Genomic DNA, 21,580 nt, shown 5'->3' on the forward strand with positions numbered 1-21,580 from the left:
AGCCGACGAGCACGAGCGTCGGACGAGCGCGACCGCTGAGCGGACCCGTGCGCCGACCAGGGATACCCGGTCCGTGGAAGCCCCGAGCAGGTGAGCGACGCGGCGCGGGCTCAGGGCGTGAATCGCGCGCTGTCACCGCCCGTGACGGACAGCGTTGCTCCGGACACCATGCGGGCCGCGTCGGAGGCGAGGTAGACGACGGCCGGTGCCACATCCGCCGGTTCGATCCACGGCACGCGGAGCGGGAGCTTGCCCGCGAGGGCCGCCGCAGCCGTCTTCTCGTCCTTCGCCTCGTCGCCGGTGGGTGTGTTTCCCCCGTCGGCGATGGCCTGTGCATAGCGGTCCTCGTGCCGGGTCAGCGCCGTGTCGATGAGGCCTGGGACGATCGCGTTGACCGTGATGCCGTACTGGCCCAACTCCAGCGCCGCCGATTTCATCAGGCCGAGGATGCCCCACTTGGAAGCCGCATAGCTGGCGCCCCACAGGGTGCCGTGCTGCCCTTGGGTGGACGACGTGACGATCAGTCGGCCTCCGCCGCGCTCGACCAGGTACGGGGCGAACGCGCGCAGTGTGTTGGCGGTCCCGTTGAGGTTGGTGTCGATGTGTTCGTGCCAGTCGTCGTCGTCCATCTCCAACAGCGGCTTGAACGCCTGTATGCCGGCGTTGGCGAACACGATATCGACCCCGCCCCACCGGTCGGCAGCCGTCTTCGCCGCCGTACGCATGGCCTTCATATCGCGGATGTCGGCCTCGATCGCGAGCCACCCGGAATCGTGCTCACGCACGGCGCGCCCGGTCTCGGCCAGGTCGGCGGGGACGGCCGGGGAGTAGTCCATCCGTGGGCTCACTTCGGCCACGATGTCGATCCCGACGACGTCCGCGCCGGCGGCGGCGAGAGCGACTGCGGCAGCGCGCCCGATCCCCCGGGCGGCCCCGGTGACGACCGCGACCCGACCGGCCAAGCCGAAGGGGTGTGTCGAGTCGACGTTCCTGGTCATTCGAGTGCCTTCGTTGTTCGGTTCGCGGCATGCAGGTCATCGCCCAGCCCGGACTGCTGCGGCGACTACCCGCGATGACCGTCGCAAAACGCTCGGCGCCGACGCGGAGGTCGCCGACGGGCAGCCGGTCTGCGGCGCCGCACCACCCGTCGTACCGGCGACGTCAGCCCGCATCGGCTCCCGCATGCGGCCCCGTCACCAGTGGCCGGAGTCGTGGTGGTGTTCCTGCGGCGGCCGGCACTCCCGCGCATGTCTGCTCTGCCAGTCGCGCAGCGCCCGCCGGACCCGGTCGTTCTCCTGGGTGAGCAGCCGTACCGTCTCGTTGAGCATGGCCAGCTCGTCGGCCACCCGGGCCTGGAACTCGCGTACCTCCACCTGGTCGACGCCGCGTCGGCGGGCGGCGAACTCCCGGGTTCGCACCTCGTGCGGGGTCATCCGCCCGGGATAGCCGGCCGGGTAGGGCTGACCGCCTCGATACACCTGAGCCACGACGATCCTCTCTGCGGGCACGCGGGAGCGCGGACTCCTCGCGGTGGGTCTGGAAGGGCGGGTCGTCCGCGCGGGGGCCGCGGACGACCCGCCCGCTCGGCCGTCGCAGCTCGATTCAGCGGTACGACAGCAGAGCAGCCGTCGGGACAGGCACGGGCAAGCCGCCCCGACCAGGGGGTGCCTCCGCTCCTTGTTGCCACGCAAGGGGAGAGGCGGCTTCCAACTTAGCTGTCCCAGTCATCCGAGTCAAACGATGAGTTGTCGCGAGGTGTCGTTGCGTGATCGAATTGGCGTGCCACGCAGGGGGAGTCATGCCGATCACCGCCGACTACATCCGCATCGCCGACAAGATCGTCGCCGACATCAGGGCGAAGGAGCTGAAGCCGGGCGACAAGCTGCCCTCGATCACGCAGCTCGCCGCGACGCACGAGGTGAGCCCTTCCACCGTCAAGCAGGTCTACGTGCGTCTCGAAGCCCTCCGGGTGATCTGGCGGCACCAAGGGAAGGGTGTCTTCGTGAACGACCCGAAGCTCTGGATGCGGGAGCCGTAGGCAGCGAGCGAGTCGGCTCGACACTCGATCGGGTCCGTTGTCTTCGTGGTGACGGGTAGCTGACAGTGTCGATGGCATTGCGGCCTGTCTGTCACACCGGGGCGGGAAACTCGATGCCCGCCCCTCGGAGGTGCCGCATGCCGTACGTCAAGTCTCACGTCCGCCGCAACGGGTCGAGAGTCCGGGCGCACTACCGCAGACGGCGCCGGACGAGCGGCGGATCGGTGCGCCGTGGTCGTCCGCACGGCGGGTCGGTCAACGGTTGGGGTGTCGGCCTCGGCGGGCTGGCCGTCCTCGCCCTCGTCGTGCTGGTCGTCGACTTCGTCCAGCGGCACCCGTACTGGTCGATGTTCCTGGTCTTCGTGGCTGTCGCGACCACCACCGCCCTGCTGGTGCTCAGGTCCCGGCGGCGGGCGCGCCTGCGGGCTGAGCAAGCCGAACGCGATCGGGCCATCGCGGTCACCGACGCGATGACCGGCGCCGAGTTCGAGCAGTGGTTCGCGAGGCTGCTGGCGGCGTCAGGCTTCCGGCAGGTCCTGGTCGCAGGGGGCTCCGGCGACCGTGGCGCGGACGTCACGGCGATCGCCCCGGACGGCCGGCGCGTCGTCGTGCAGTGCAAGCGGCAGAGCCTGACGAACCGGGTGGGCAGCGCCGCCATCCAGCGGTTCGCCGGCACCTGCCGGGAGGTGCACGGCGGCGAGCTGTGCATGATCGTCACCAATGGTCTCTTCACTGCGGGCGACGGAGTCCGGCTCGCCCGACAACTCGGCATCGTCCTGGTCGACCGGGGAGAGCTGGAGGCCTGGGCCTGGCGGCGGACGCCGCCGCCGGGCCTGTTGACCCGTTGACCCGATGGCCGGCAGGCCGCGCGACGGCGGGCAGCTGGTGCCGCCGGGGGCAGAATGGTGACCCCCAGCAGGCTTCGCAGTGAGGATCCACTTATGACAAGCGACGAACGGTGGGTGGCGAGCGTGCCCTTCTCGTCGGGCACCTCGTTCGCGGGACGGCTCGCCCTGCTCGGCGGGACACTCGCGCTGACCGCCGACGAGGTGACGTTCACGCCGGTGGCGGGGTTGGGCGGTGTCCGCCGGATCGCGTTGGTGGACATCGAGAGCGTGGCCGCCCACGCCGACAGGCCGCCACGGCTGCGGATCACCACCAGGGCTGGTGATCGAATGGTCTTCATAGTCCCGCCGAGCCGCGGCGCGACGGTGTTGTCGTCGGACTCGTCGGCGCGGGACGAGGCGGCGGCCAGGATCAACGCGCGCCTGGCGCAATGACGCTCAAGGTCGTACCGGCATGCGGCGTCGCCCGGTCGCCCGCATCGCGCGCCATCCGTCGCCGTCAGTGCAGGGAGGGTGCGTCGAGGCGGCGGTGCTCGGTGGGCGCCTGATCCGGACCGGGACGAGTGGTCGACGCGGTCAGTTCGGGTGGGGTGGCTCGTCGAGGATGGCGCTGAAGCGTTCCTCGGCGAGGTCGAGCTGGCCGAGGATGTGCTCCTTCACGGGCGCCGACAGGGGAGTGTCGGGCCGGGTGACGAGGTCCCGGTAGACCGGCACGAGCGGGCGGTACTTGCGCGCCGACGAGGTCACCTTCGGCCCGACGGTGTGGATGACGCCCACGCCGTTGTCCGTGAAGTCGGAGATCTTGATGACCCGCGCCCACGGCTCTCGGTCCAGGCTGGCCGCCACGTGCTCCCGGTACTGGACGTGCCGGTCGCGCTCCGGGTCGTACGCCGGATTGGTGACCGCCGCGACCAGGCGGGCGACCCGTGGGCCGAAGCGGTCCGCGAGCGTGGCCAGGGCGGCGGCGGTGAGGTCGTCACCGGCGTGCTCGCCCGCCAGGTCCTCGGGGTGGTCCTCCACCGCGTCGTGCAGCAGGCCGGCCACGATCACGTCGACGTCGCGGACCTGGTAGTGGTGCATCATCCGGATCGCCACCCGGAGCAGGTGGTTCAGGTAGGGCTCGCGGACCCGGCGGTCGTCGCCGTGCAGTTCGGCCGCCAGGTCGAGGGCCTCGGTCAGCCGCTCCCGGGCGGCCTCGTCGAACGCGCGCAGCTCCAGCCGGAACCGGGCCAGCAGGCCGGGCTCGCCGTGGATCTCGGTGATCGCGTGCATCGGCATGGTGGCCAGGTAGGCGGGAAACTCCATGCGCCACTTATAGCCGATCTTCACGCTGCCGGAAGTCCCTGGCGTCGGTCACCCGACCTCTCGGGAGAGGGCTCTTGACGCGACTAATCCTGGACATCTAATGTCCAGAACATGCGGATGGCCGAGGGTGTCGAGTGGGCCCTGCACAGCTGCCTCAACCTGACCTGGTCGGAGCCGGGCCAGGCGGTGTCGGCCGCCCGCCTGGCCGCCTTCTACCAGCTGCCGACGGCGTACCTGAACAAGCAGTTGCAGGCGTTGGTGCGGGCGGGGATCCTGTCGTCCACCTCCGGCCCGCGCGGCGGGTTCCGGCTGGCCCGGGCGCCCGAGGCGATCACCGTGCTGGACGTGGTCGTCGCGATCGACGGCGCGGAGGAGGCGTTCCGCTGCGAGCAGATCCTGCGCCAGGGGCCAGGGGGGCGCGGCGACGTCGACTACCGGCAGGTCTGCCTGGTGTCGCAGGCGATGCGCCGGGCGGACCTCGCCTGGCGGCGTGAGCTGGCGGGGCAGACGCTGGCCGACCTGCGCGCCGCCGTGGAGCAGCGCTACCCGGACACCCCCGGCAACACCCGCGACCGGCTCACCGCACCGCTCACCTGAGCACTACCGTCCAGGGAGGACAGTCACATGACCACCGCACCCGTGCACGTCCGGGCCGCCGACGCCACCGTGCTCGCCGACGGGCCGACCAGCCTGATCACGCTGCTGGCCGACGCCGGCGCCACCGGCGACGCGCTGACCGCGAACCGGGCCACCCTGCACCGGGGCTCGCCGGGCGCGCCGCCCCACCTGCACACCCGCGCCGCCGAGTCGTTCTTCGTGCTCGACGGCGTCCTGGAGGCGCTGGTCGGCGACGAGATCCGCACCCTGCGCCGGGGCGACTTCCTGGTCGTGCCGGCGGGCACCCCGCACGCGTTCGCGCCCGCTCGTGACGAGGCCGCCGACGTGCTGGTCGTGTTCACGCCCGGCATCGACCGGTTCGACTACTACCGCCTGTTGGAGCGGGTCCACCGGGGCGAGGCCGATCCGGCCGAGATCGCGGCGAGCGGCGAGCGGTTCGACAACCACTACGTCGACAGCCCGCTCTGGCGCGCCCGCTCCGAGGCGGCGTCAGGCCCCGGCCGGTAGGTGCTCGCGGGTCCACTCCGCGAAGGTCGTGAGCGGGATGCCGAGGGCCCGGGCGTACTCCGGGCGGGCAGGCTGCTCCGCGACGTTCAGCAGTTCGTGCGAGAGGCCCGCCCACTGCGGCATGCCCGCGGCGACCGCCTCGTCCTCGGTCATGTCGGGCGCGGCAACCTCGGTGTCGAGCGCGCGGGAGAGGGCCGCGGCGATGTCCGTCATGCTGAGGTGGTCGCTCGCCAGTTCCAGCTCGACCCGGTCGAAGCGCTGCGGCGCGGCGAAGGCCGCGGCGGCCGCCCTGCCGATGTCGGTGACCGCGACGAGGGAGAGCCGGGTGGAAGGCTTCAGGACGGTCGCCAGGCCGCCCTCGACTCCGCGGGGGAACAGGTACGCGGCGGAGGGCAGGAGGTTCTCCATGAAGAAGCCCGGCTTGATGAGCGTCCAGTGGGTGAAGCCCGCCCGGCGTACGCGGTCCTGAATGCCGGCCTTGGCGGCGTAGTAGGGCTCCAGCGGCGCCCAGCGGCCCTCGGCCCAGCCGGGAAACCCGGTGTGCTGCCCCGCGCCGGAGACGGACGAGTGGACGAACTGCGTTACGCCCGCGGCCCGCGCGCCCTCGATCAGGTTGACGGCCTGGGCCAGCTCGCCGTCGAAGTCGGGGCCCCGTTCCGTCATCCCGGGCATCTGCACCGAGAAGACGCCCCGGGCGCCCCGCGCGGCCCGGACCACCGACTCGCGGTCGCGCAGGTCGCCGACGACCAGGTCGGCGCCGAGCGCCTCCATCGCCTTCGCCCGGTCGCTTGCCGGGTCGCGGACCAGCGCCCGGACGGCGACGCCCGCCCCGAGCAGGGCCCGGGCGGTGGCACCGCCCTGCTGGCCGGTGGCGCCGACGACCAGGACGGGTGCGGAATCGGTGGGCATGAGGATCCTCCTGCGGCGCGGCGGCATTAAACGGCGGGGCCCGCCGTTTCTGCTTGATAAGATACGGCGGACCCCGCCACTTAGGCAACGTGAGGTGACGTCATGGCCGCCCAGCGAGCGGATGCCCGGCGTAACCGCGCGCTCCTGCTGGCCGTGGCCGAGCAGGAGATCGCCGCGTACGGCGCCGACGCGTCCCTCGAACAGATCGCCCGCAGGGCGGGAGTCGGATCGGGCACCGTGCGCCGACACTTCCCCAGTCGGCACGCGCTGCTGGCGGCGGTCTTCCACGAACGGGTCGAGGCCCTGTGCGTCCACGCCCGCGACCTGGCGGCCGGGGCCGACGCCAGGACCGCGCTGCTGGAGTGGCTGGGCGCCGTCACCGCGTCGGCCTCGACCATCCGGGGGCTGGCCGTCGCGCTGAGCCGCGACAGCACCGCCGACGTGGAGCACGAGCACTGCGCCTCGGCGCAGCTCACCGAGGCCGGCGACCCGCTGGTGCGCCGTGCCGTGCGGGACGGCGCGGTGGCGCCGGACGTGACCGTCACCGACCTGCTCACGCTGGTCACCGGCATCGCCCTGGCCACCGAACACCACCCGGACCCCGCCGCCGAGGCGGGCCGACTGCTCGCCCTGACCGTGGCGGGCGTCAGCCCCCGACAGGGGTGAGCAGGGGCGGCGGGCGCCCGGTGCGCCGGCCGGCCCGGCACATTCCCGAGGTGGTCGACCAGGCCGTCGTCAGGCGCTGACCCGGCGGACCAGCCTCGACGGGAACAGCGTCGACGGCGGCACCGGTCGCCCGGCCAGCACGGCCGTCGCCGCTGCCGTGGCGATCTGCGCCACCGGATGGGTCGCCGTGGTCAGCGCCGGAGCGGTCATCGCGGCCAGTGGGACGTCGTCGAAGCCGGTGACCGCGACGTCTCCGGGCACCTGGACGCCGTCGGCGCGCAGCCGGTCGAGCACCCCGAACGCCGTCGCGTCGCTGCTGCCCACGATCGCGTCCGTGTCCGGCCAGCGTTCCAGCACCTCGCGGGCCGCCGCCCGGCCCCGGCCCGCGCTGAAGTCGCCCGGCACCAGCCGTACGGGCAGGGCCGCGTCGCGCATCACCCGCCGGTACGCGCTGACGGAACGCCCGGCGCACGACAGCCAGCGGGGCCCGGTCACCATGGCGATGTGGCGGCGCCCGGTGTCGTACAGGTGCCGCACCACCGCCTCCGTACCGCCGCCGTTGTCGACGTCGTACGCCGGGACGAGGGCCGAGCCGATGCCGATCGAGGCCACCCGGCCGCGCAGCCTCGCCGGCACCGCGTCGAGCACCGCCTCGGTGGTGTTGATCAGGAGGAGCCCACCCACGCCACGGTCCTCGGCCAGCCGGCGCACCTCACCCGGCGCCCGGGTGGGCAGCCAGTGCAGCGACACCCCGAGCCCGTACGGCGCGCAGACCCGGGCGGCCGCGCCGACCACCCGGTCGACGTACGGGTCGTCGAGGACCGTCGGGGCGGTGCCGGAGACCGCGACCACCAGCCGTACCCCGGTGCCCCGGACGAGCGCGCGGGCGGCCAGGTTCGGCACGTAGCCGAGCCGCTCGGCGGCGGCGTGCACACGCTCCCGGGTGGCGGGCGCGGCGTAGCCGGTGCCGGCGAGCACGCGCGAGGCGGTGGCCTGGGAGACCCCCGCCGCCAGGGCGACGTCCCGCAGGGTCGCCGGTCGGTGCGTCGTCATCGCGGCCCTCCCCGTGCCGGCCCTGCGCCGTCTCCGGTCGACCGGCGTCATCGTTCTCCTCCGGCCGCCGCCGGTGCGGGGCGGAACCGGGTTGCCGTGGTAACGCTTCCAGGTGTGCGATCGTGCGGCAACCGTCCGAGGTGAAAGGATCGTCACCGTGAGCCGCACCGCCCCATCCGCCGCGCCCGCCTCGGCGGTGTCCCCGGCGGTGCTGGCCGCCCGTACGGCCGTGGCCGTGGTCTTCACCCTCAACGGCCTCGCCGTGGCCACCTGGTTCTCCCGGGTGCCCGCCGTCCGCGACGCGCTCGGGCTCAGCGCGGGCCGCCTCGGGCTGCTCCTGCTCGCCATGTCGGTCGGCGCGCTGCTCGCGATGCCCACCGCCGGCCTGGTGGCCCAGCGGCTCGGTACGGCCCGCACCGTGGCCCTCGGCAGCGCGTTCGTCGCGACCGGGCTGGCCGTGGCCGGGGTCGCCACCGCGGCCGGTCTCCTGCCCGGGGTCGCGGTCGGCCTGTGCGCCTTCGGCTACGGCTCCGGCATCTGCGACGTGGCGATGAACGTCGAGGGCGCCGTGGTCGAGCGGCGGCTGGGACGCACGATCATGCCGCGGTTCCACGCGGCGTGGAGCCTCGGTTCCGTCGCCGGCGCCGGGCTCGGTGCCGGCGCCGCCCGCCTCGGTGTGCCGGTCGCCGCGCACCTCGCCGCGCTGGCCGTGGTGGTGCTGCTCGGCACCCTGCTGGCCGTACGGTCCTTCCTGCCGGCGGCTGATGGCGGCACCTCGGCGTCGGCCGCCCCCGCCGAGCGCCGCCGTGACCTGCTCGCCGCCTGGCGGGAGCCGCGCACCCTGCTCATCGGGCTGCTGGTGCTGGTGGCGGCGTTCGCCGAGGGCAGCGCCAACGACTGGCTGGCCGTCGCCTTCATCGACGGGTACGACCTCAGCGAGGCTGCCGGGGCCGCCGTCTTCGGCGTCTTCGTCGTCGGTATGACCCTGGGCCGCACCGTGGGCACGGTCGCGCTGGACCGGTGGGGTCGGGTGCGCGTCCTGTCCGGCACCATCCTGCTCGCCACGCTCGGCGCGGGCGTGGCGGTGCTCGCCGGCTCAGGGCCCGTGGCGATTGCCGGCGTGGCGCTCTGGGGGATCGGCGCGTCGCTGGGCTTCCCGGTCGGGATGAGCGCGGCGGCCGACGACGAGCAGCGGGCGCCGGCCCGGGTCAGCGTGGTCGCCGTGATCGGCTACACCGCCTTCCTCGCCGGCCCGCCGCTGCTCGGCCTGCTCGGCGACCGGGTCGGTACGCTGCACGCCCTGCTCGTGGTGCCGCTGCTGCTGCTGCCCACCCTCGCCCTGGTGCCGGCGACCCGGCCGCCGCGCCACCCGGCCGTCCCGTCAACCGGCAGCCCGACCCTCCCGCCGACCGGCGGCCCCGTCGACCGCGAGCCGACGGCCGGCCACCCGGGCGGCCGGCAACCGGGGCGGTAGGCGCGCCGACCGCCGGCCCGCTGAGCGCCACGGGCGTGCGCAGCACGTCCGGCCGGCGCCGCGTTCAGCCGGTGAGGGCCTGGGCCAGGGCGAAGCCGGCGGTGGCGGCGGCGAGGCCGGCGGCCACGCTGGACAGCACGGTGACCAGCACGAGGAACCGCCGGCCCCGGCGCGCCAACCGCAGCGTCTCGTAGCCGAAGGTGGAGTACGTGGTCAGCGCGCCGCAGAAGCCGGTGCCCAGCAGCGCGGCGGCGGCCGGGCCGACAGGGAGCCCGACCAGGAGGCCGAGCAGGAACGACCCGGCCACGTTGACGGTCAGGGTGCCCCAGGGCAGGGTGCCGCCGAGCCGGGCCTGCACCGCCCGGTCGGTGAGGTAGCGCAGGGGCGCGCCGACGGCCGCGCCGAGCGCGATCAGCAGGACGGTCACCGGCCGGTCCCGCGGTCGGTGCGGGCGTCGAGCAGCCGACCGGTCACGGCGTCGCCGAGCCAGACCGCGACCAGCGCGCCGAGCATGGTCGCGGCCAGGTAGGTCAGGGCCACCCTCGGTACGCCGGCGTCGAGCGCCAGCCGGATGTCCACCGCGTACGTGGCGAAGGTGGTGTAGCCGCCGAGGACCCCCACGCCGAGGAACGGGCGCAGCAGCGGCCGGCGGCCACCGGCCCGGTCGAGTGCCGCCATCAGGACGCCGATCAGGAAGCAGCCGGTCAGGTTGACCGTGAACGTGGCCCACGCGAAGCCGGTCGGGCCGTGCGGGAAGGTGTGCTGGAGCCCGGCGCGGGCCAGGGCGCCCAGCGCGCCGCCGGCCGCCACGGCACCGAGCACCGCCCCGGGGCGGGCCGGCAGCTCGCCCCGGTCGGCGGGTACGCGCAGGTCGACGTCGGGGTCGACCCGCGGGTCCGGTCCGGTCACCTCACCCTCCCCACCGGTGCCACGGCGGGAACCTCGGTGCGCGCCCGTCAGCCTAGCGCCCGGCGCGGCGGCCGTCGGGGCGTCCCGGGGGCGTCAACGCACCCCGGCCACGGCGGCGTCGGTGCCGCCCCGCCACACCGTGCCCACCTCGGCGAAGCCGGCGGCGGTCAGCGCGGACAGGTGCCAGGAGACCGGCGGGTTCCACTCCGGGCTGTGCCCGGTCGGGTAGATGGCGTGCCGCTGCGCGACGAGCGGTCGCAGTGCCGGGTCGGCCTCCGCCCGCTCCCACCACTGCGTCCAGGACAGCGCGGCGCCGGCGGCGTAGCGGGCCGCCCGCCGGTCCCGGGCCCGGTCGAGCAGGCGCTCGCTGAGCCGGGGCAGCGCGTCGTCGGGCATGTGGTCGGCGTTGACCAGGATTCCGCCCGGCCGCAGCAGGTCGCGCAGCTCGGCGTAGAGCCGTTCGAGCCGTTCGGCCGGCAGCCAGTGCAGGGCGGTGGCGGTGAGGACGGCGTGGTAGTCGCGGTGGGGGAGCGCGGTGTGCCAGTCGGGCCGGCCCAGGTCGGCCGTGACGATGGTGACCCGGTCCCCGAGCGAGGCGCGGGCGAGGGCGAGCAGCGCCGGGTCGAGGTCCACCAGGGTCACCTCGGCGTCGGGGAAGCGGCGCAGGGTGCGGTCGGAGATGGTGCCGGTGCCGCCGGCCAGGTCCAGCAGTCGCAGCCGCCCGTCGTCGCGGATCGCGTCGACCGCGTCGAGCATCGCCGTGAACCGGTGCTCCCGGTCCGGCAGGTACGCCTCCTGCTGGCGGTCCCAGCTCTCCTGCCAGGCCGCCACTTCCCGGATGTAAGGACTCATGTCGAAGAGGCTAGTTACGTAGCGGTAACGCGTCCAGACCTTGTTGCCAATTATTTGCAACAACTCGCGAACTGGCGCGGGCGCGGCCGGCCGGCGCTGCCGTGGAGCCCGTGGCAGCCGCGACCGGCCCACCGCGTTGCGGCGAGGGCTGGCGTACGGTACGGACTCGGCGGTCGACGGGACCGCCTGCGGACGGGGGTGTGACGGTCGATGGCGGGACACGGCGGGTCGGCGAGCGGCGGGACGCCTGAGGTGGCCGGGCGCAACGCCGCGCACGACATGTTCGCCGCCGACGTCGCCTCCCGAGGGCTCGGCATCGAGCTGGTCGACGCCGCCGACGGCGCGGCGGTGGCCCGGATGCGGGTGAGCGCCGCGATGGTCAACGGCCACGCCATCGCCCACGGCGGGTTCGTGTTCCTGCTCGCCGACACCGCCTTCGCGCTGGCCTGCAACAGCCACGGCCCGGCCACCGTCGCCGCCGGCGGCGAGATCACCTTCGTCCGTCCCGCCCGCGCGGGGGACCTGCTGACCGCGCACGCCACCGAGCGCACCCGGTACGGCCGCAGCGGCATCTACGACGTCACCGTCACCCGCGACGACGGCGAGGTGGTGGCCGAGTTCCGGGGCCGCAGCCGCACCCTGCCCCCGACCGCCGGCTGACGCCCCGCCGCGTCGCCGGGTGGGCCGGGCGCCACCTGCCGGTGCCCGCCGACCCGGCGCAGCGTCGCGCCAGCCAGGCCACGTCGTACGGGCACGCGGCCCCAGTCAGCCGAGCCGGGCGAGGTCCCCGGCGGTGAGCCGGATCGCGCCGGCCGCCACGTTCTGCACCAGGTGCGTCGGGTCGCCGGTGCCGGGGATGCCCAGCACGTGCGGCCCCTTCTGCAGGGTCCAGGCCAGCCGGATCTGGTGCGGCGTCGCGCCGTGCGCGTGCGCCACGGCCCGTACGGCCTCGTGATGGTCGCCGCCCGTGCCCGCCTCCCGCCCGGCGCCGGCGATCGCGAAGAACGGCACGAAGGCGATCCCCCGTTCGCCGCAGACCCGCAGCAGCTCGTCGGCCCACCGGCCCGCGTCGAGGGCGTACGCGTTCTGCACGCACACCACGGGCGCGATGTCCCGCACCTCGTCCAGGTGGTCCACCCGTACGTTGGACAGGCCGAGGTGCCGGATCAGCCCGGCGTCGCGCAGCTCGGCGAGGGCGGCGAACCGCTCCGCCACCGAGTCGTGCCCGGCCTTCCGGACGATCCGCAGGTTCACCACGTCCAGGTGGTCCCGGCCCAGCCGGCGCAGGTTCTCCTCCACCTCGCGGCGCAGTTCCGCCGGGCCCAGTTCCCGGTGCCGGTTCGCCTCGTCGAAGGACGGTCCGACCTTGGTGGCGATGACCAGGTCGTCCGGGTACGGCGCGAGGGCCTCGCGGATCAGTTCGGTGGCGTACCGGGGCGAGCCGGCGCCGACGCGCAGTGGCCCGCCCGGCGAGACGTAGAAGGCGGCGGTGTCGATGTGGTTGACGCCCAGGTCCACGGCCCGGCGCAGGACGCGCACGGCGCGCGCCCGGTCGGGGTCGACGGTGAGGCGCATGGAGCCGAACCCCATCCGGTGCACGGTGCGGTCGCCGAGCATCCAGGTGCCGGAGGCGGAGGCGGTGATCTCTTCGACGGGCATCGAGCGAACCTAGCCAGCCGCCCCCGACCCGCGCACTCGGTCAGCTGCCCGATACCGACCGGTTCCGGCGCCTGTTAGCGTGGATCGCGGGGGAGATCCACGATTCGGCGGGCCCCGTTCACGCCGCGAGCGGCGTACCGCGCGGCAGGATCCAGCTCTGCCGTCGTCCGCGACCCCGCCGCGCCGAGCCGCTTGGCCAGGCCACGGACGCGACGGCCCCGGCCTCCGCACCGTCCGCCGTGGCCGCCCGGCCGAGACCGGTGACGCCGCCGGGGGCCGTCGGGAGGACACGACCCGGAGTCGGGGCCCAGCGGCGCAGCGGCACCACCCGAGCGGCCCCGACAGACTGCGCGGCGGCCACCACCGGGCCGGGCGCGGGACACCCCGCCGGCCCGGACACCTGGCCGGTGGGGTCGGCGCCGACCGGGGGCACCGACGACGCGGCGGCCTCCGCCGGCCGTCCGGTCCGGCGGGCGAACGCGGCCCGCACCGCCCTCGGCAGCCGGGCGTACGCGACCTCCCGGACCACCGGGTCGGCGACGACGTACCGGCCGTCGGCGCGGGGGACCAGCAGACCCGCCGAGGCCAGGGCGCCCAGCACCGGGGCGACCCGCCCGGGTGCCCAGTCGAGCAGGCGCGCCACCGTCGCGGCGGTGGCCCCCGCGCGGACGGTGGCGGCGGCCATCAGCACGGCCCGTCGGGCCCCGTCGAGGCGGTCCAGCCGGGCGTCGACCTCCCGGCGTACCGCCTCCGGCACGGACTGCGCGCCCAGCGACGCCACGTACGCGGCGGCCCGCCCCGGACTGCCCGCGACCAGCGGCAGCAACCGGGCGACCGTCGCCGTCGGCCGGTCGGCCCGGCCGAGCAGGTGACGCAGCAGGCGTCCGGTCTCCACCGGGCGCAGCGGAGGCACCACCAGCCGGTGCCGCCGGTTCCGTGGACCGGGCAGCGTGTCCGCCCACTCGGGACGGTGCAGCGCCACCACCACCAGGGGCAGCGACCGGGCGGTGGCCGCCGCGAAGAGCCGGTGCAGGAAGTGACTCAGCGCCGCCGTGGCCCGGTCGACGTCGTCCACCGCCACCAGCACCGGCTGCCGGGCGGCGAGCCCGAGGAGCGCCTCCCGCACCACCTCGGCGCCCCGGGCCGCGTCGCCGGAGGCGTCCGGCGTGGCCAGCAGCGCCTCCAGCGCGTACACCGCCCCGGTCAGGCCGGTGGGCGGCACCTGGTCCGTGAGGGCGGCGGTGAGCCGTCGCCGTACGGTCGGGGGCGCGTCGTCGTCGCGGAGGCCGGCGAGCCCACGCACCAGGTCCGCGACGGGGGCCAGGGGCTCCTGGTACGGCGGGCAGTGCGTGACGCACCAGCGCACCGGCGCCCCGTCCACGGTCCGCACCGCGCGGGTCAGCTCGTGCAGCAGCCGGCTGCGCCCGCTGCCGGCCGGACCGACCAGCGACAGCCAGCGCGGGCTGCGTTCCCGCACGGCCCGGACGATCAGGTCCCGGGCGGCGGCCAGTTCCCGGCGCCGCCCGATCAGCGGCCCCTCGTGCGCGGCGGGCGCCGGCCGGCTGGTGCCGGTGGCGTGCCACACGTCGACCGGCAGCGCCTTGCCGGCCAGCGTCACCGGTGGCACCCGGCGCTGCGCGACCAGCCCCAGGGTGGCGCGGTGGGTGGCCGCGCAGAGCGCCACCCCGCCCGGCGGCGCGTACGCCTGCAACCGGGCGGCGGTGGTGATCACCGCGCCGCTGGCCACGCCGTGCCCGCCGTCGCGCGCCGCCGCGAGGTCCACCAGCGCCTCGCCGGTGGCCACCCCGGCCCGGACCCGCAGGCGCGGCGCGCCCGGCGGCGGTCGCCGGTCGAGGGCACCCTGGATCTCCAGCGCCGCCCGCACCGCCCGGTACGCGTCGAACCCGTCGGACCGGCGGGCCCCGAAGAGGGCCATCACCGCGTCGCCGACGTACTTCTCGACCACGCCGTGCCACCGGCGCAGCACCCCGCCGACGGTGTCGAAGTACGCCCGTTGCAGTCTGCGCACGTCCTCCGGGTCGAGCCGGTCGACGAGCGCGGTCGACCCGACGATGTCGACGAAGAGCACGGTGACCAGGCGTCTCTCCTCCGGAACCGGCCAGCCTGCCGAGGTGATCCGCTGCGGTCCAGCGACGATGGTGAGCATGGGCATCGCACCGCCTTTCCCCACGAGGGCTGACGACGCCTCGGACACTGTCACCGATCAGCCGGCGGGGGATCTGCCGAACGACGTATGTCGGCCGCGCGCAGTCTTCGGTCGCGATGTCGGCGCGAGGAGTACCACAGGGACGAAAGACCCGTAGAACGGTGCGGGACCTGTGACTAGGCTGCGTGCCATGGCCAGCGAAGTGGACACGGCACCACTCGTCGGCCGGGCCGACCTGGTGGCGACCGTACGATCCGTGCTGCTCGACGACGTCACGCAGGGGCACACCGCTGCCGTCTTCCTCACCGGCGAGAGCGGCGTCGGCAAGACCCGGCTGCTGCGCGAGGTGGGCGTCCGGTTGCGCGACGCCGGAGCCCTGGTGCTCACCGGCTCCTGTCTGGACATCGGCGACGCCTCGCCCCTGCACCCGCTGTTGCAGGCGCTGCGTCGCCTCGACGCCGAGCTGACCGGTCCCCACGCCCGGACCTCCTCTTCGGTGCGCGGCCTGCTGCGGATGTTCGCCGAGGAGACCGCCGGCCCGGACGGCGCCGGGGCGCTGCTGGAGCGGGTCTCCCAGGGGCTGCACCTGATCGCCGAGGGCCGCCCGCTGGTGCTGGTCCTCGACGACCTCCAGTGGGTCGACCGCAGCACCCGGCAGCTGCTGCTCTACCTCCTGGCCGGGCTGGGCGACCTCCAGTTGTCCGTGCTGGCGGCGGTGCGGGCCGAGTCGTTGCAGGGCGCGCACCCGCTGCGCCGGGTGCTCACCGAGCTGCGCCGGCTGCGTACGGTGCGGGTGCTCGACCTCGTCCCGCTGGACCGGGCCGAGACCGAGCGGCTCGCTGCCGCGGTCGTCGGGGAACCGCTCACCCCGGAGGCGGCGGAGTCGGTGTGGCGGCGCAGCGGCGGCAACCCGTTCGTGGTGGAGGAGCTGGCCCGCGACCTGCGCGACGGCCGGGACGGGCTCTCCGAGACGCTGCGCGAGATCTTCCTGGCCAGGGTGGACGCGCTGCCGCAGCACGCACACGCGGTGGTGCACGCGGCGGCGGCCGGTGTCGAGCCGGTGGAGCACTGGCTGCTGGCCCGGGTGGCGCGGCTGCCCGAGGAGGAGGCGATCGAGGCGGTCCGGTCGGCGGTCGCGCACCGGCTGCTGGTGAGCGCGGACGACGGCTACCGGCTGCGGCACCGGCTGGTCGCCGAGGTGCTGGAGCACGAGCTGTTGCCGGCGGAGCGCGCCGTTCTGCACCGCCGCTACGCCGAGGCGCTCACCGCCGCCCCCGCCGAGCTGCACCAGGCGCGGCTGGCGCACCACTGGCGGCTGGCCGGCGAGCCGGCGCGGGCGTTGCCGGCGGCGATGGCCGCGGCCCGGGAGGCCGAGCGGCTGCACGGCTACGCCGAGGCGCACCGGCACTGGTCGGCCGCGCTGCAACTGCGCACCGAGCCGGGCGTCGCACCGCCGGACGTGGACCGGGTCACCCTGCTCAAGCACGCCGCCGAGGCCGCCCACCACTGCGGCGAGCACGCCCGGGCGCTGGCGCTGCTGGAGGAGTTGGCCGCCGACGGCGGCGGCCCGTCGGCCTGCGCGCTGCGTATCCGCCGGGCCCGTTACCTGGCCGCCGCCGGACGGTCGGCCCCGGCGGAGGCGGAGTACCGCGAGGCGCTGGCCGACGCCGACTGCACGCCCCAGGAGCGGGCCACCGCCGCGGCGCACCTGGCCGAGCTGCTGCTGCACCTCGGCCGGTACGCCGACGCCGGTCGCCGGGCCAAGGAGGCGCTGGAGCTGGCCGCCGAGGTGCCGGGCTCCACGTCCGAGGTGGTGCTGGCCAGCGCGGCGCTCGGCTTCTCCGAGGCGTACCTGGAGGACCCGGACGCCGGGCTGGCGGTCATGCGGCGCGCGCTGGAGACCGCCGAGCGCTCCGGCCGCCCGGAGGACGTGGCCTGCGCGTACCTACACCTGGCGGAGTTGCTGACCGGCCCGCTGAACGTCCTCGAGGAGGGCGTCGTCGTGGCCCGGCGGGGCGCCGAGCGGCTGGCCGAACTCGGCCTTGGCCGCACGTACGAGACGCGGCTGCTGGCCATCGCCACCAACGGGCTGTTCCGGGTCGGGCAGTGGGCCGAGGCGGAGAAGGTCGTCGCGGCGGCGTTGCGGCACCGCCCCTCCGGTGCGGATGCCGTCGAGCTGCTGCTGGCCCGCTGCCGGCTGTCGGTGGGCTACGGCGACATCGAGGCCGCCGACCGCGACCTGGACGCCGTGGCCACGGTGCTGGCCGGCGGCGGCGCGCGGCACATGATCCCGCTGCTGACCCTGCGGGCGGGACTGGCCATGTGGCAGGGCCGGCACGATCTGGCCCGGCAGGCGGTGCAGCGCGGCCTGACCGAGAGCCGCTCCGACGACGTGGGCATCCTCGCCGCGCTGGTGTGGCACGGCCTGCGGGCCGAGGCCGAGGCGCACGCCAGCCGCACGATCGCCGTGGACGAGACCGCGGTGCGCCGGCTGCGGGAGGTCGCCGACCGGGTGGCCCGCAAGAGCGAGCACGCCGCCCGCCCGGTGCGCGACGTGGTCGACGGGTTCCTGGCGCTGTGCGCGGCCGAGGTGAGCCGCCTCGACAGCAGTGACCCGGAGCTGTGGGCCCGTTCGGTGGCGCAGTGGGACCGCCGGCATCACCCCTACCCGGCGGCCTACTCGCGGCTGCGGCAGGCCGAGGCGCTGCTGGCCCGCCGCAAGCGCAGCGCCACCGCGGCCAAGCTGCTGCGGCAGGCGTACGAGGTGGCACAGGGGCTCGGTGCGGTGCCGCTGACCTCGGAGATCCGTACCCTCGCCGGGCGGGCGCGGGTGCCGTTGGAGGACCGCCCGGCCGAGGGCGGGCCGGCGGCCGGAGCGGACGGCGACGAGCTGGCGGCGCTGACCGCCCGGGAGCGGGAGGTGCTCGCCGCGGTCGCCGAGGGGCTGACCAACCGGGAGATCGGCCAGCGGCTGTTCATCAGCGAACGCACCATCGGCGTGCACGTCTCGCACATCTTCGACAAGCTCCACGTCCGCACCCGGGTGCAGGCCAGCGCGATCTTCCTACGCAACAAGGCCGGCTGACGCGCGGCGGGATACGTCGTTCTACTGATCCGGCCGGCCGTCGCCGGCTGGCAGGCTGTGCTGCGTCGCCAACGGCACGGGGGGTGCCGGAACCACTGTGGAGGAAAGATGACCGAACCGGTGTGGGGGCCCGTGCATCGGGACATCGTCGATCTGCTCGCCGACCATCCCGCCGACGTGCCGGCGGTGGTGGACCACCTCACCAAGCTCCAGGATCTGCTGGTTCGGCTTCCTCCGCTGGAGGCGAGCTGCCCACTGGCCGACTTCAACAAGCTCTACCTGACGATCACCGAGAGCGTGTTGAACGGCCTCTACGACGACGGGTTCGCCGACCCGGTGTTCCTGTCCCGCCTGGACGTGGAGTTCGCCGCCCGCTACTTCGACGCGATGCGGCTGTGGACCGACTCCAGCCCGGGCACGCCGAAGGCCTGGGCCTGCCTGTTCGAGCGGATGCGGGGCCCGGACGCCCGTCCGTTGCCGTCGGCGGCAGCCGGGGTGAACGCGCACATCAACTTCGACCTGCCGTTCGCGCTGGTGACGACGTTCGACAGCCTGGAGTCGGAGCCGGTGGACGGCACCGACCAGCACCGCGACTACTTGAAGATCAACGACATCTTCGCGGACAAGATCCCCGGGCTGCGGCGCGGCTACCTGGAGCGCTGGCAGCTGCTCATCGACATGGTCAACGGCGACATCGACGACTGGTACCAGGGGGAACTGGTCGAGTACACCCGCGACGTCGCCTGGCGCAACGCGCAGAAGATCTGGCGCTGCCGGCACGACCCGGCCGCCCACGAGTGCGAGCGCGCGCGGTTGGACGGCACCGCCGCGGCGCTCGGGCGGCTGCTGCTCTCGCCCCTCGGGGCGTTCCTGCAGTAGTCGGGACGGGGGGTCCCCGCGCTCCGCATCCGGCACCCGGCGGAGCGCGGGGACACGTCCCCCGCCTGAACGGGGCTCGCCGCCGGAGGGGGGCGTCGGGCCCGAGGTCAGGAGCGGTCCGACCGGCCGGGGGTACGCCGGGTCGGGGCGCAGGGTTCGCGGGTCGGCCGGCCCGAGGGGTGTCGGCCGGCCCGCACGGGGGGTACGCGCGCCAGGCGTGCCCCGGCCCGTCGGCCCGCCGTCCGGCCTCGTCCCGGCCCGCCCGATCCCGGCCGGCCGCCCCACCCCGGGTGACGGTCACCGTGGCAGAGCCCGGGCCTGGATGTCGAGCGGGCCCGATGCCCGGGTCCGGCGGCGAGCGGGTCCGGCGGCGACTGAGCCGTCCGGCTTCACGGGTTCCGGCGGGCGGCCGGCCGGTGACCGCCTACGGTCGGGGCAGGACCGCCGAGGGTGGGGACGGGGGCATGCGCGACGAGCACGGGCCGAGGTCGCGGCGTACGCGTGGTCGCCGGCCGCCCGCCGGCCCGCCACGGGAGCTGCGCGCCGCCCGCGACCCGACCCGCCCTGGCGACCGCCCCGGACGCCCGGTCGCCGTCCCCGAGGTACAGGCCAGTCCCGCCCGGCCCGCCGCGCCGCTGAGCCCGCTGCGCCGGTGGCTGTTCGCGCACCGGGTGCAGCCGGTCGGCCCCGAGGCGACCGAGGAGCAGGCCCGCTCGCACCCGTGGTGGCAGGTCATGTGCCTGACCGGGGTGGACTACTTCTCCACCCTGTCGTACCTGCCCGGGATCGCGGCGGTGGCCGCCGGGGCGTTCTCGCCGCTCGCCACCCTGCTCATCGTCGCGCTGACGCTGTTCGGCGTGCTGCCGATGTACCGCAGGGTGGCCCGGGAGAGCCCACACGGGCAGGGCTCGGTGGCGATGCTGGAACGGTTGCTGCCGTTCTGGCGGGGCAAGATCTTCGTGCTGGTCCTGCTCGGTTTCGTGGCCACCTCCTGGATCATCACGATCACCCTCTCCGCGGCCGACGCCACCGTGCACCTGCTGGAGAACCCGCGCGTGCCCGAGGGCGTCGGTGGCACGGGTGCCGCCGTCGGCGTCACGGTCGTACTGCTGCTCCTCCTGGGCGGAGTCTTCCTGCTCGGGTTCCGGGAGGCGGTCGCGGTCGCCGTCCCGCTGGTCGCCGTCTTCCTCGTCCTGAACGCGCTGATCGTCGCCGACGGGCTGGCCGGGATCGCGGCGGACCCGCGGACGCTGACGGACTGGACCGCCGCGCTGACCGCCGGTGGTGGCCCCGGCGAGGTGGCGCTGACCGCCGTGCTGGCGTTCCCGCTGCTGGTGCTGGGGCTCTCCGGCTTCGAGACCGGGGTGAGCATGATGCCGCTGGTGGCCGGGGCGGGGGACGACCGCGAGACGCGGCTGGCGGCGCGGATCCGCAACACCCGCCGCTTGCTCACCACCGCCGCGCTCGTCATGTCGGTGTACCTGGTCTCGACCACCCTCGTCACCGCGGTGCTCATCCCCGCCCGCGAGTTCGAACCGGGCGGGGCCGCGAACGGCCGGGCGCTGGCGTACCTGGCCCACGAGCGCCTCGGCGAGGCCTTCGGCACCGTCTACGACGTCAGCAGCGCGCTGATCCTCTGGTTCGCCGGGGCCTCCGCCATGGCCGGGCTGATCAACATCGTGCCCCGTTACCTGCCCACCTACGGCATGGCGCCCGAGTGGGCCCGGGCCGTGCGGCCGGTCGTGATCGTCTACACCGTGCTCAGCGTCGCGATCACCCTGATCTTCCGGGCCGACGTGAACGACCAGGCCGGGGCGTACGCCACCGGCATCCTGGCCATGATGGTCTCCGCCGCCGTGGCGGTCACGATCTCCGCGGTCGGCCGCCGGCAGCGCGTCGTGGCCGCCGGCTTCGCCGTGCTCACCCTGGTCCTGCTGTACGCCCTGGTCGAGAACGTCATCGCGAAGCCGGACGGCATCGCCATCTCCGCGCTGTTCGTCTTCGGCATCGTCGTCGTCTCGCTGGTCTCCCGGGTGAGCCGCACCACCGAGTTGCGCACGGAGCGGATCGAGTTCGACGAGCCGGCCCGCCGGTTCATCGCCGAGTCGCTGGCGCACGACGGCCGCCTGCACCTGCTCGCCCACAAGCCGGCGGCCGACGCGGTCAAGGAGTACACGGTCAAGGAGCGGGCGCAGCGGGGGATGAATCCCGTCCCCGGCAGGGGTGACATCCTCTTCCTGGAGATCGACGTGGTCGACCCGTCGGAGTTCAGTCAGGTGCTGCGGGTGCACGGCGTGCAGGTGGGTGGCTTCCGGGTCCTGCGGGCCGCCAGCCCGGCGGTGCCCAATGCCATCGCGGCGATCCTGCTGGCGCTGCGGGACGCCACCGGTGTGCGTCCGCACGCCCACTTCGAGTGGTCGGAGGGCAACCCCCTCGGGCACCTGCTGCGCTACCTCATCCTCGGTCGTGGCGACACCCCGCCGGTGGTGCGGGAGATCATCCGCAAGTCCGAACCGGACCCGGCCCGCCGGCCCGGGATCCACGTCGGCGGCTGATCGGGTGCCCGTGCCGGTCTCCGGCCGGTGCCCCATTCACTACTCGTCAAGGTGAAAAG

General features: G+C 74.9%; 21 protein-coding genes. 11 read left to right on the forward strand and 10 right to left on the reverse strand.

The annotated features are described in order from the left end of the window. Nucleotides 1–110: 110 nt before the first annotated feature. Nucleotides 111–998: an SDR family NAD(P)-dependent oxidoreductase gene (locus ACGFIG_RS25485; RefSeq protein WP_393006941.1), complete on the reverse strand. Its 888-nt coding sequence runs from the start codon at nucleotides 996–998 to the stop codon at nucleotides 111–113. 195 nt (nucleotides 999–1,193) lie between these two features. Next, nucleotides 1,194–1,487, reverse strand: a complete 294-nt coding sequence (locus ACGFIG_RS25490) for a DivIVA domain-containing protein (RefSeq protein WP_393006943.1) — start codon at nucleotides 1,485–1,487, stop codon at nucleotides 1,194–1,196. Nucleotides 1,488–1,798: 311 nt separating this feature from the next. On the opposite strand from ACGFIG_RS25490, the gene ACGFIG_RS25495 reads away from it, so the two are divergent. From ACGFIG_RS25495 to ACGFIG_RS25505, 3 genes are all read left to right on the forward strand, one after another. Beyond that, nucleotides 1,799–2,038, forward strand: a complete 240-nt coding sequence (locus tag ACGFIG_RS25495) for a winged helix-turn-helix domain-containing protein (RefSeq protein WP_393007397.1) — start codon at nucleotides 1,799–1,801, stop codon at nucleotides 2,036–2,038. A 224-nt stretch (nucleotides 2,039–2,262) separates the two neighbouring features. Continuing rightward, nucleotides 2,263–2,886: a restriction endonuclease gene (locus tag ACGFIG_RS25500; RefSeq protein WP_393006945.1), complete on the forward strand. Its 624-nt coding sequence runs from the start codon at nucleotides 2,263–2,265 to the stop codon at nucleotides 2,884–2,886. A 93-nt stretch (nucleotides 2,887–2,979) separates the two neighbouring features. Continuing rightward, nucleotides 2,980–3,318, forward strand: a complete 339-nt coding sequence (locus ACGFIG_RS25505) for a hypothetical protein (RefSeq protein ID WP_393006947.1) — start codon at nucleotides 2,980–2,982, stop codon at nucleotides 3,316–3,318. A gap of 141 nt (nucleotides 3,319–3,459) precedes the next feature. Here the strand turns inward: ACGFIG_RS25505 and ACGFIG_RS25510 are convergent, their stop codons facing one another. After that, nucleotides 3,460–4,188, reverse strand: a complete 729-nt coding sequence (locus tag ACGFIG_RS25510) for an HD domain-containing protein (protein WP_393006949.1) — start codon at nucleotides 4,186–4,188, stop codon at nucleotides 3,460–3,462. Between the two features lie 111 nt (nucleotides 4,189–4,299). On the opposite strand from ACGFIG_RS25510, the gene ACGFIG_RS25515 reads away from it, so the two are divergent. Together ACGFIG_RS25515 and ACGFIG_RS25520 are read left to right on the forward strand one after the other, a co-directional pair. Further along, nucleotides 4,300–4,785: an RrF2 family transcriptional regulator gene (locus ACGFIG_RS25515; RefSeq protein ID WP_393006951.1), complete on the forward strand. Its 486-nt coding sequence runs from the start codon at nucleotides 4,300–4,302 to the stop codon at nucleotides 4,783–4,785. A 27-nt stretch (nucleotides 4,786–4,812) separates the two neighbouring features. After that, nucleotides 4,813–5,313 (forward strand): cupin domain-containing protein, encoded by a 501-nt coding sequence (locus ACGFIG_RS25520; protein WP_393006952.1) that lies wholly within the window; start codon nucleotides 4,813–4,815, stop codon nucleotides 5,311–5,313. Here the strand turns inward: ACGFIG_RS25520 and ACGFIG_RS25525 are convergent. Continuing rightward, nucleotides 5,296–6,222, reverse strand: a complete 927-nt coding sequence (locus ACGFIG_RS25525; protein WP_393006953.1) for an NmrA family NAD(P)-binding protein — start codon at nucleotides 6,220–6,222, stop codon at nucleotides 5,296–5,298. The genes ACGFIG_RS25520 and ACGFIG_RS25525 overlap by 18 nt on opposite strands. Nucleotides 6,223–6,324: 102 nt before the next feature. Here ACGFIG_RS25525 and ACGFIG_RS25530 point away from each other — a divergent pair, with 102 nt between their 5' ends. Continuing rightward, on the forward strand, nucleotides 6,325–6,888 hold the full coding sequence (locus ACGFIG_RS25530; protein WP_393006954.1) for a TetR/AcrR family transcriptional regulator: 564 nt from the start codon (nucleotides 6,325–6,327) through the stop codon (nucleotides 6,886–6,888). Nucleotides 6,889–6,957: 69 nt separating this feature from the next. On the opposite strand, the gene ACGFIG_RS25535 is transcribed toward ACGFIG_RS25530, so the two are convergent. Next, nucleotides 6,958–7,941: a LacI family DNA-binding transcriptional regulator gene (locus tag ACGFIG_RS25535; RefSeq protein ID WP_393006955.1), complete on the reverse strand. Its 984-nt coding sequence runs from the start codon at nucleotides 7,939–7,941 to the stop codon at nucleotides 6,958–6,960. A 157-nt stretch (nucleotides 7,942–8,098) separates the two neighbouring features. On the opposite strand from ACGFIG_RS25535, the gene ACGFIG_RS25540 reads away from it, so the two are divergent. Next, a complete protein-coding gene (locus tag ACGFIG_RS25540; protein WP_393006956.1) occupies nucleotides 8,099–9,415 on the forward strand; it encodes an MFS transporter in 1,317 nt (438 codons plus the stop codon). 64 nt (nucleotides 9,416–9,479) lie between these two features. Here ACGFIG_RS25540 and crcB read toward each other — a convergent pair whose 3' ends face one another. The 3 genes from crcB to ACGFIG_RS25555 form a co-directional block, all read right to left on the reverse strand. After that, nucleotides 9,480–9,842, reverse strand: coding sequence for a fluoride efflux transporter CrcB (gene crcB / locus ACGFIG_RS25545; protein ID WP_393006957.1), 363 nt, complete (start codon nucleotides 9,840–9,842; stop codon nucleotides 9,480–9,482). Further along, nucleotides 9,839–10,324 carry a fluoride efflux transporter FluC gene (locus ACGFIG_RS25550; RefSeq protein ID WP_393006958.1) on the reverse strand — a complete coding sequence of 162 codons (486 nt, stop codon included), beginning with the start codon at nucleotides 10,322–10,324 and terminating at the stop codon, nucleotides 9,839–9,841. The genes crcB and ACGFIG_RS25550 overlap by 4 nt, the downstream gene beginning before the upstream one ends. A 93-nt stretch (nucleotides 10,325–10,417) precedes the next feature. Then, the gene (locus ACGFIG_RS25555) at nucleotides 10,418–11,176 is read right to left on the reverse strand and encodes a class I SAM-dependent methyltransferase (protein WP_393006959.1); all 759 of its coding nucleotides are present in this window, start codon (nucleotides 11,174–11,176) and stop codon (nucleotides 10,418–10,420) included. Between the two features lie 210 nt (nucleotides 11,177–11,386). Here ACGFIG_RS25555 and paaI point away from each other — a divergent pair, with 210 nt between their 5' ends. Next, nucleotides 11,387–11,836 carry a hydroxyphenylacetyl-CoA thioesterase PaaI gene (gene paaI / locus ACGFIG_RS25560; protein WP_393006961.1) on the forward strand — a complete coding sequence of 150 codons (450 nt, stop codon included), beginning with the start codon at nucleotides 11,387–11,389 and terminating at the stop codon, nucleotides 11,834–11,836. A 105-nt stretch (nucleotides 11,837–11,941) separates the two neighbouring features. Here paaI and ACGFIG_RS25565 read toward each other — a convergent pair whose 3' ends face one another. Both ACGFIG_RS25565 and ACGFIG_RS25570 read right to left on the reverse strand, forming a co-directional pair. Beyond that, the gene (locus ACGFIG_RS25565; RefSeq protein ID WP_393006963.1) at nucleotides 11,942–12,835 is read right to left on the reverse strand and encodes an aldo/keto reductase; all 894 of its coding nucleotides are present in this window, start codon (nucleotides 12,833–12,835) and stop codon (nucleotides 11,942–11,944) included. Between the two features lie 118 nt (nucleotides 12,836–12,953). Then, nucleotides 12,954–15,008 (reverse strand): AAA family ATPase, encoded by a 2,055-nt coding sequence (locus ACGFIG_RS25570; RefSeq protein WP_393006965.1) that lies wholly within the window; start codon nucleotides 15,006–15,008, stop codon nucleotides 12,954–12,956. A 184-nt stretch (nucleotides 15,009–15,192) separates the two neighbouring features. Between ACGFIG_RS25570 and ACGFIG_RS25575 the strand changes: the two genes are divergently transcribed. The 3 genes from ACGFIG_RS25575 (at nucleotide 15,193) to ACGFIG_RS25585 (ending at nucleotide 21,521) form a co-directional block, all read left to right on the forward strand. After that, entirely contained in the window at nucleotides 15,193–18,087 is a 2,895-nt protein-coding gene (locus ACGFIG_RS25575) for a helix-turn-helix transcriptional regulator (RefSeq protein ID WP_393006967.1), read from the forward strand. A gap of 108 nt (nucleotides 18,088–18,195) precedes the next feature. Beyond that, nucleotides 18,196–18,966, forward strand: a complete 771-nt coding sequence (locus tag ACGFIG_RS25580; protein ID WP_393006969.1) for a DUF5995 family protein — start codon at nucleotides 18,196–18,198, stop codon at nucleotides 18,964–18,966. 464 nt (nucleotides 18,967–19,430) lie between these two features. Then, the gene (locus tag ACGFIG_RS25585) at nucleotides 19,431–21,521 is read left to right on the forward strand and encodes an amino acid transporter (RefSeq protein WP_393006971.1); all 2,091 of its coding nucleotides are present in this window, start codon (nucleotides 19,431–19,433) and stop codon (nucleotides 21,519–21,521) included. Nucleotides 21,522–21,580: the final 59 nt, after the last annotated feature.

The organism is Micromonospora sp. NPDC049048, assembly GCF_043197615.1.
Taxonomy (GTDB): Bacteria; Actinomycetota; Actinomycetes; order Mycobacteriales; family Micromonosporaceae; genus Micromonospora.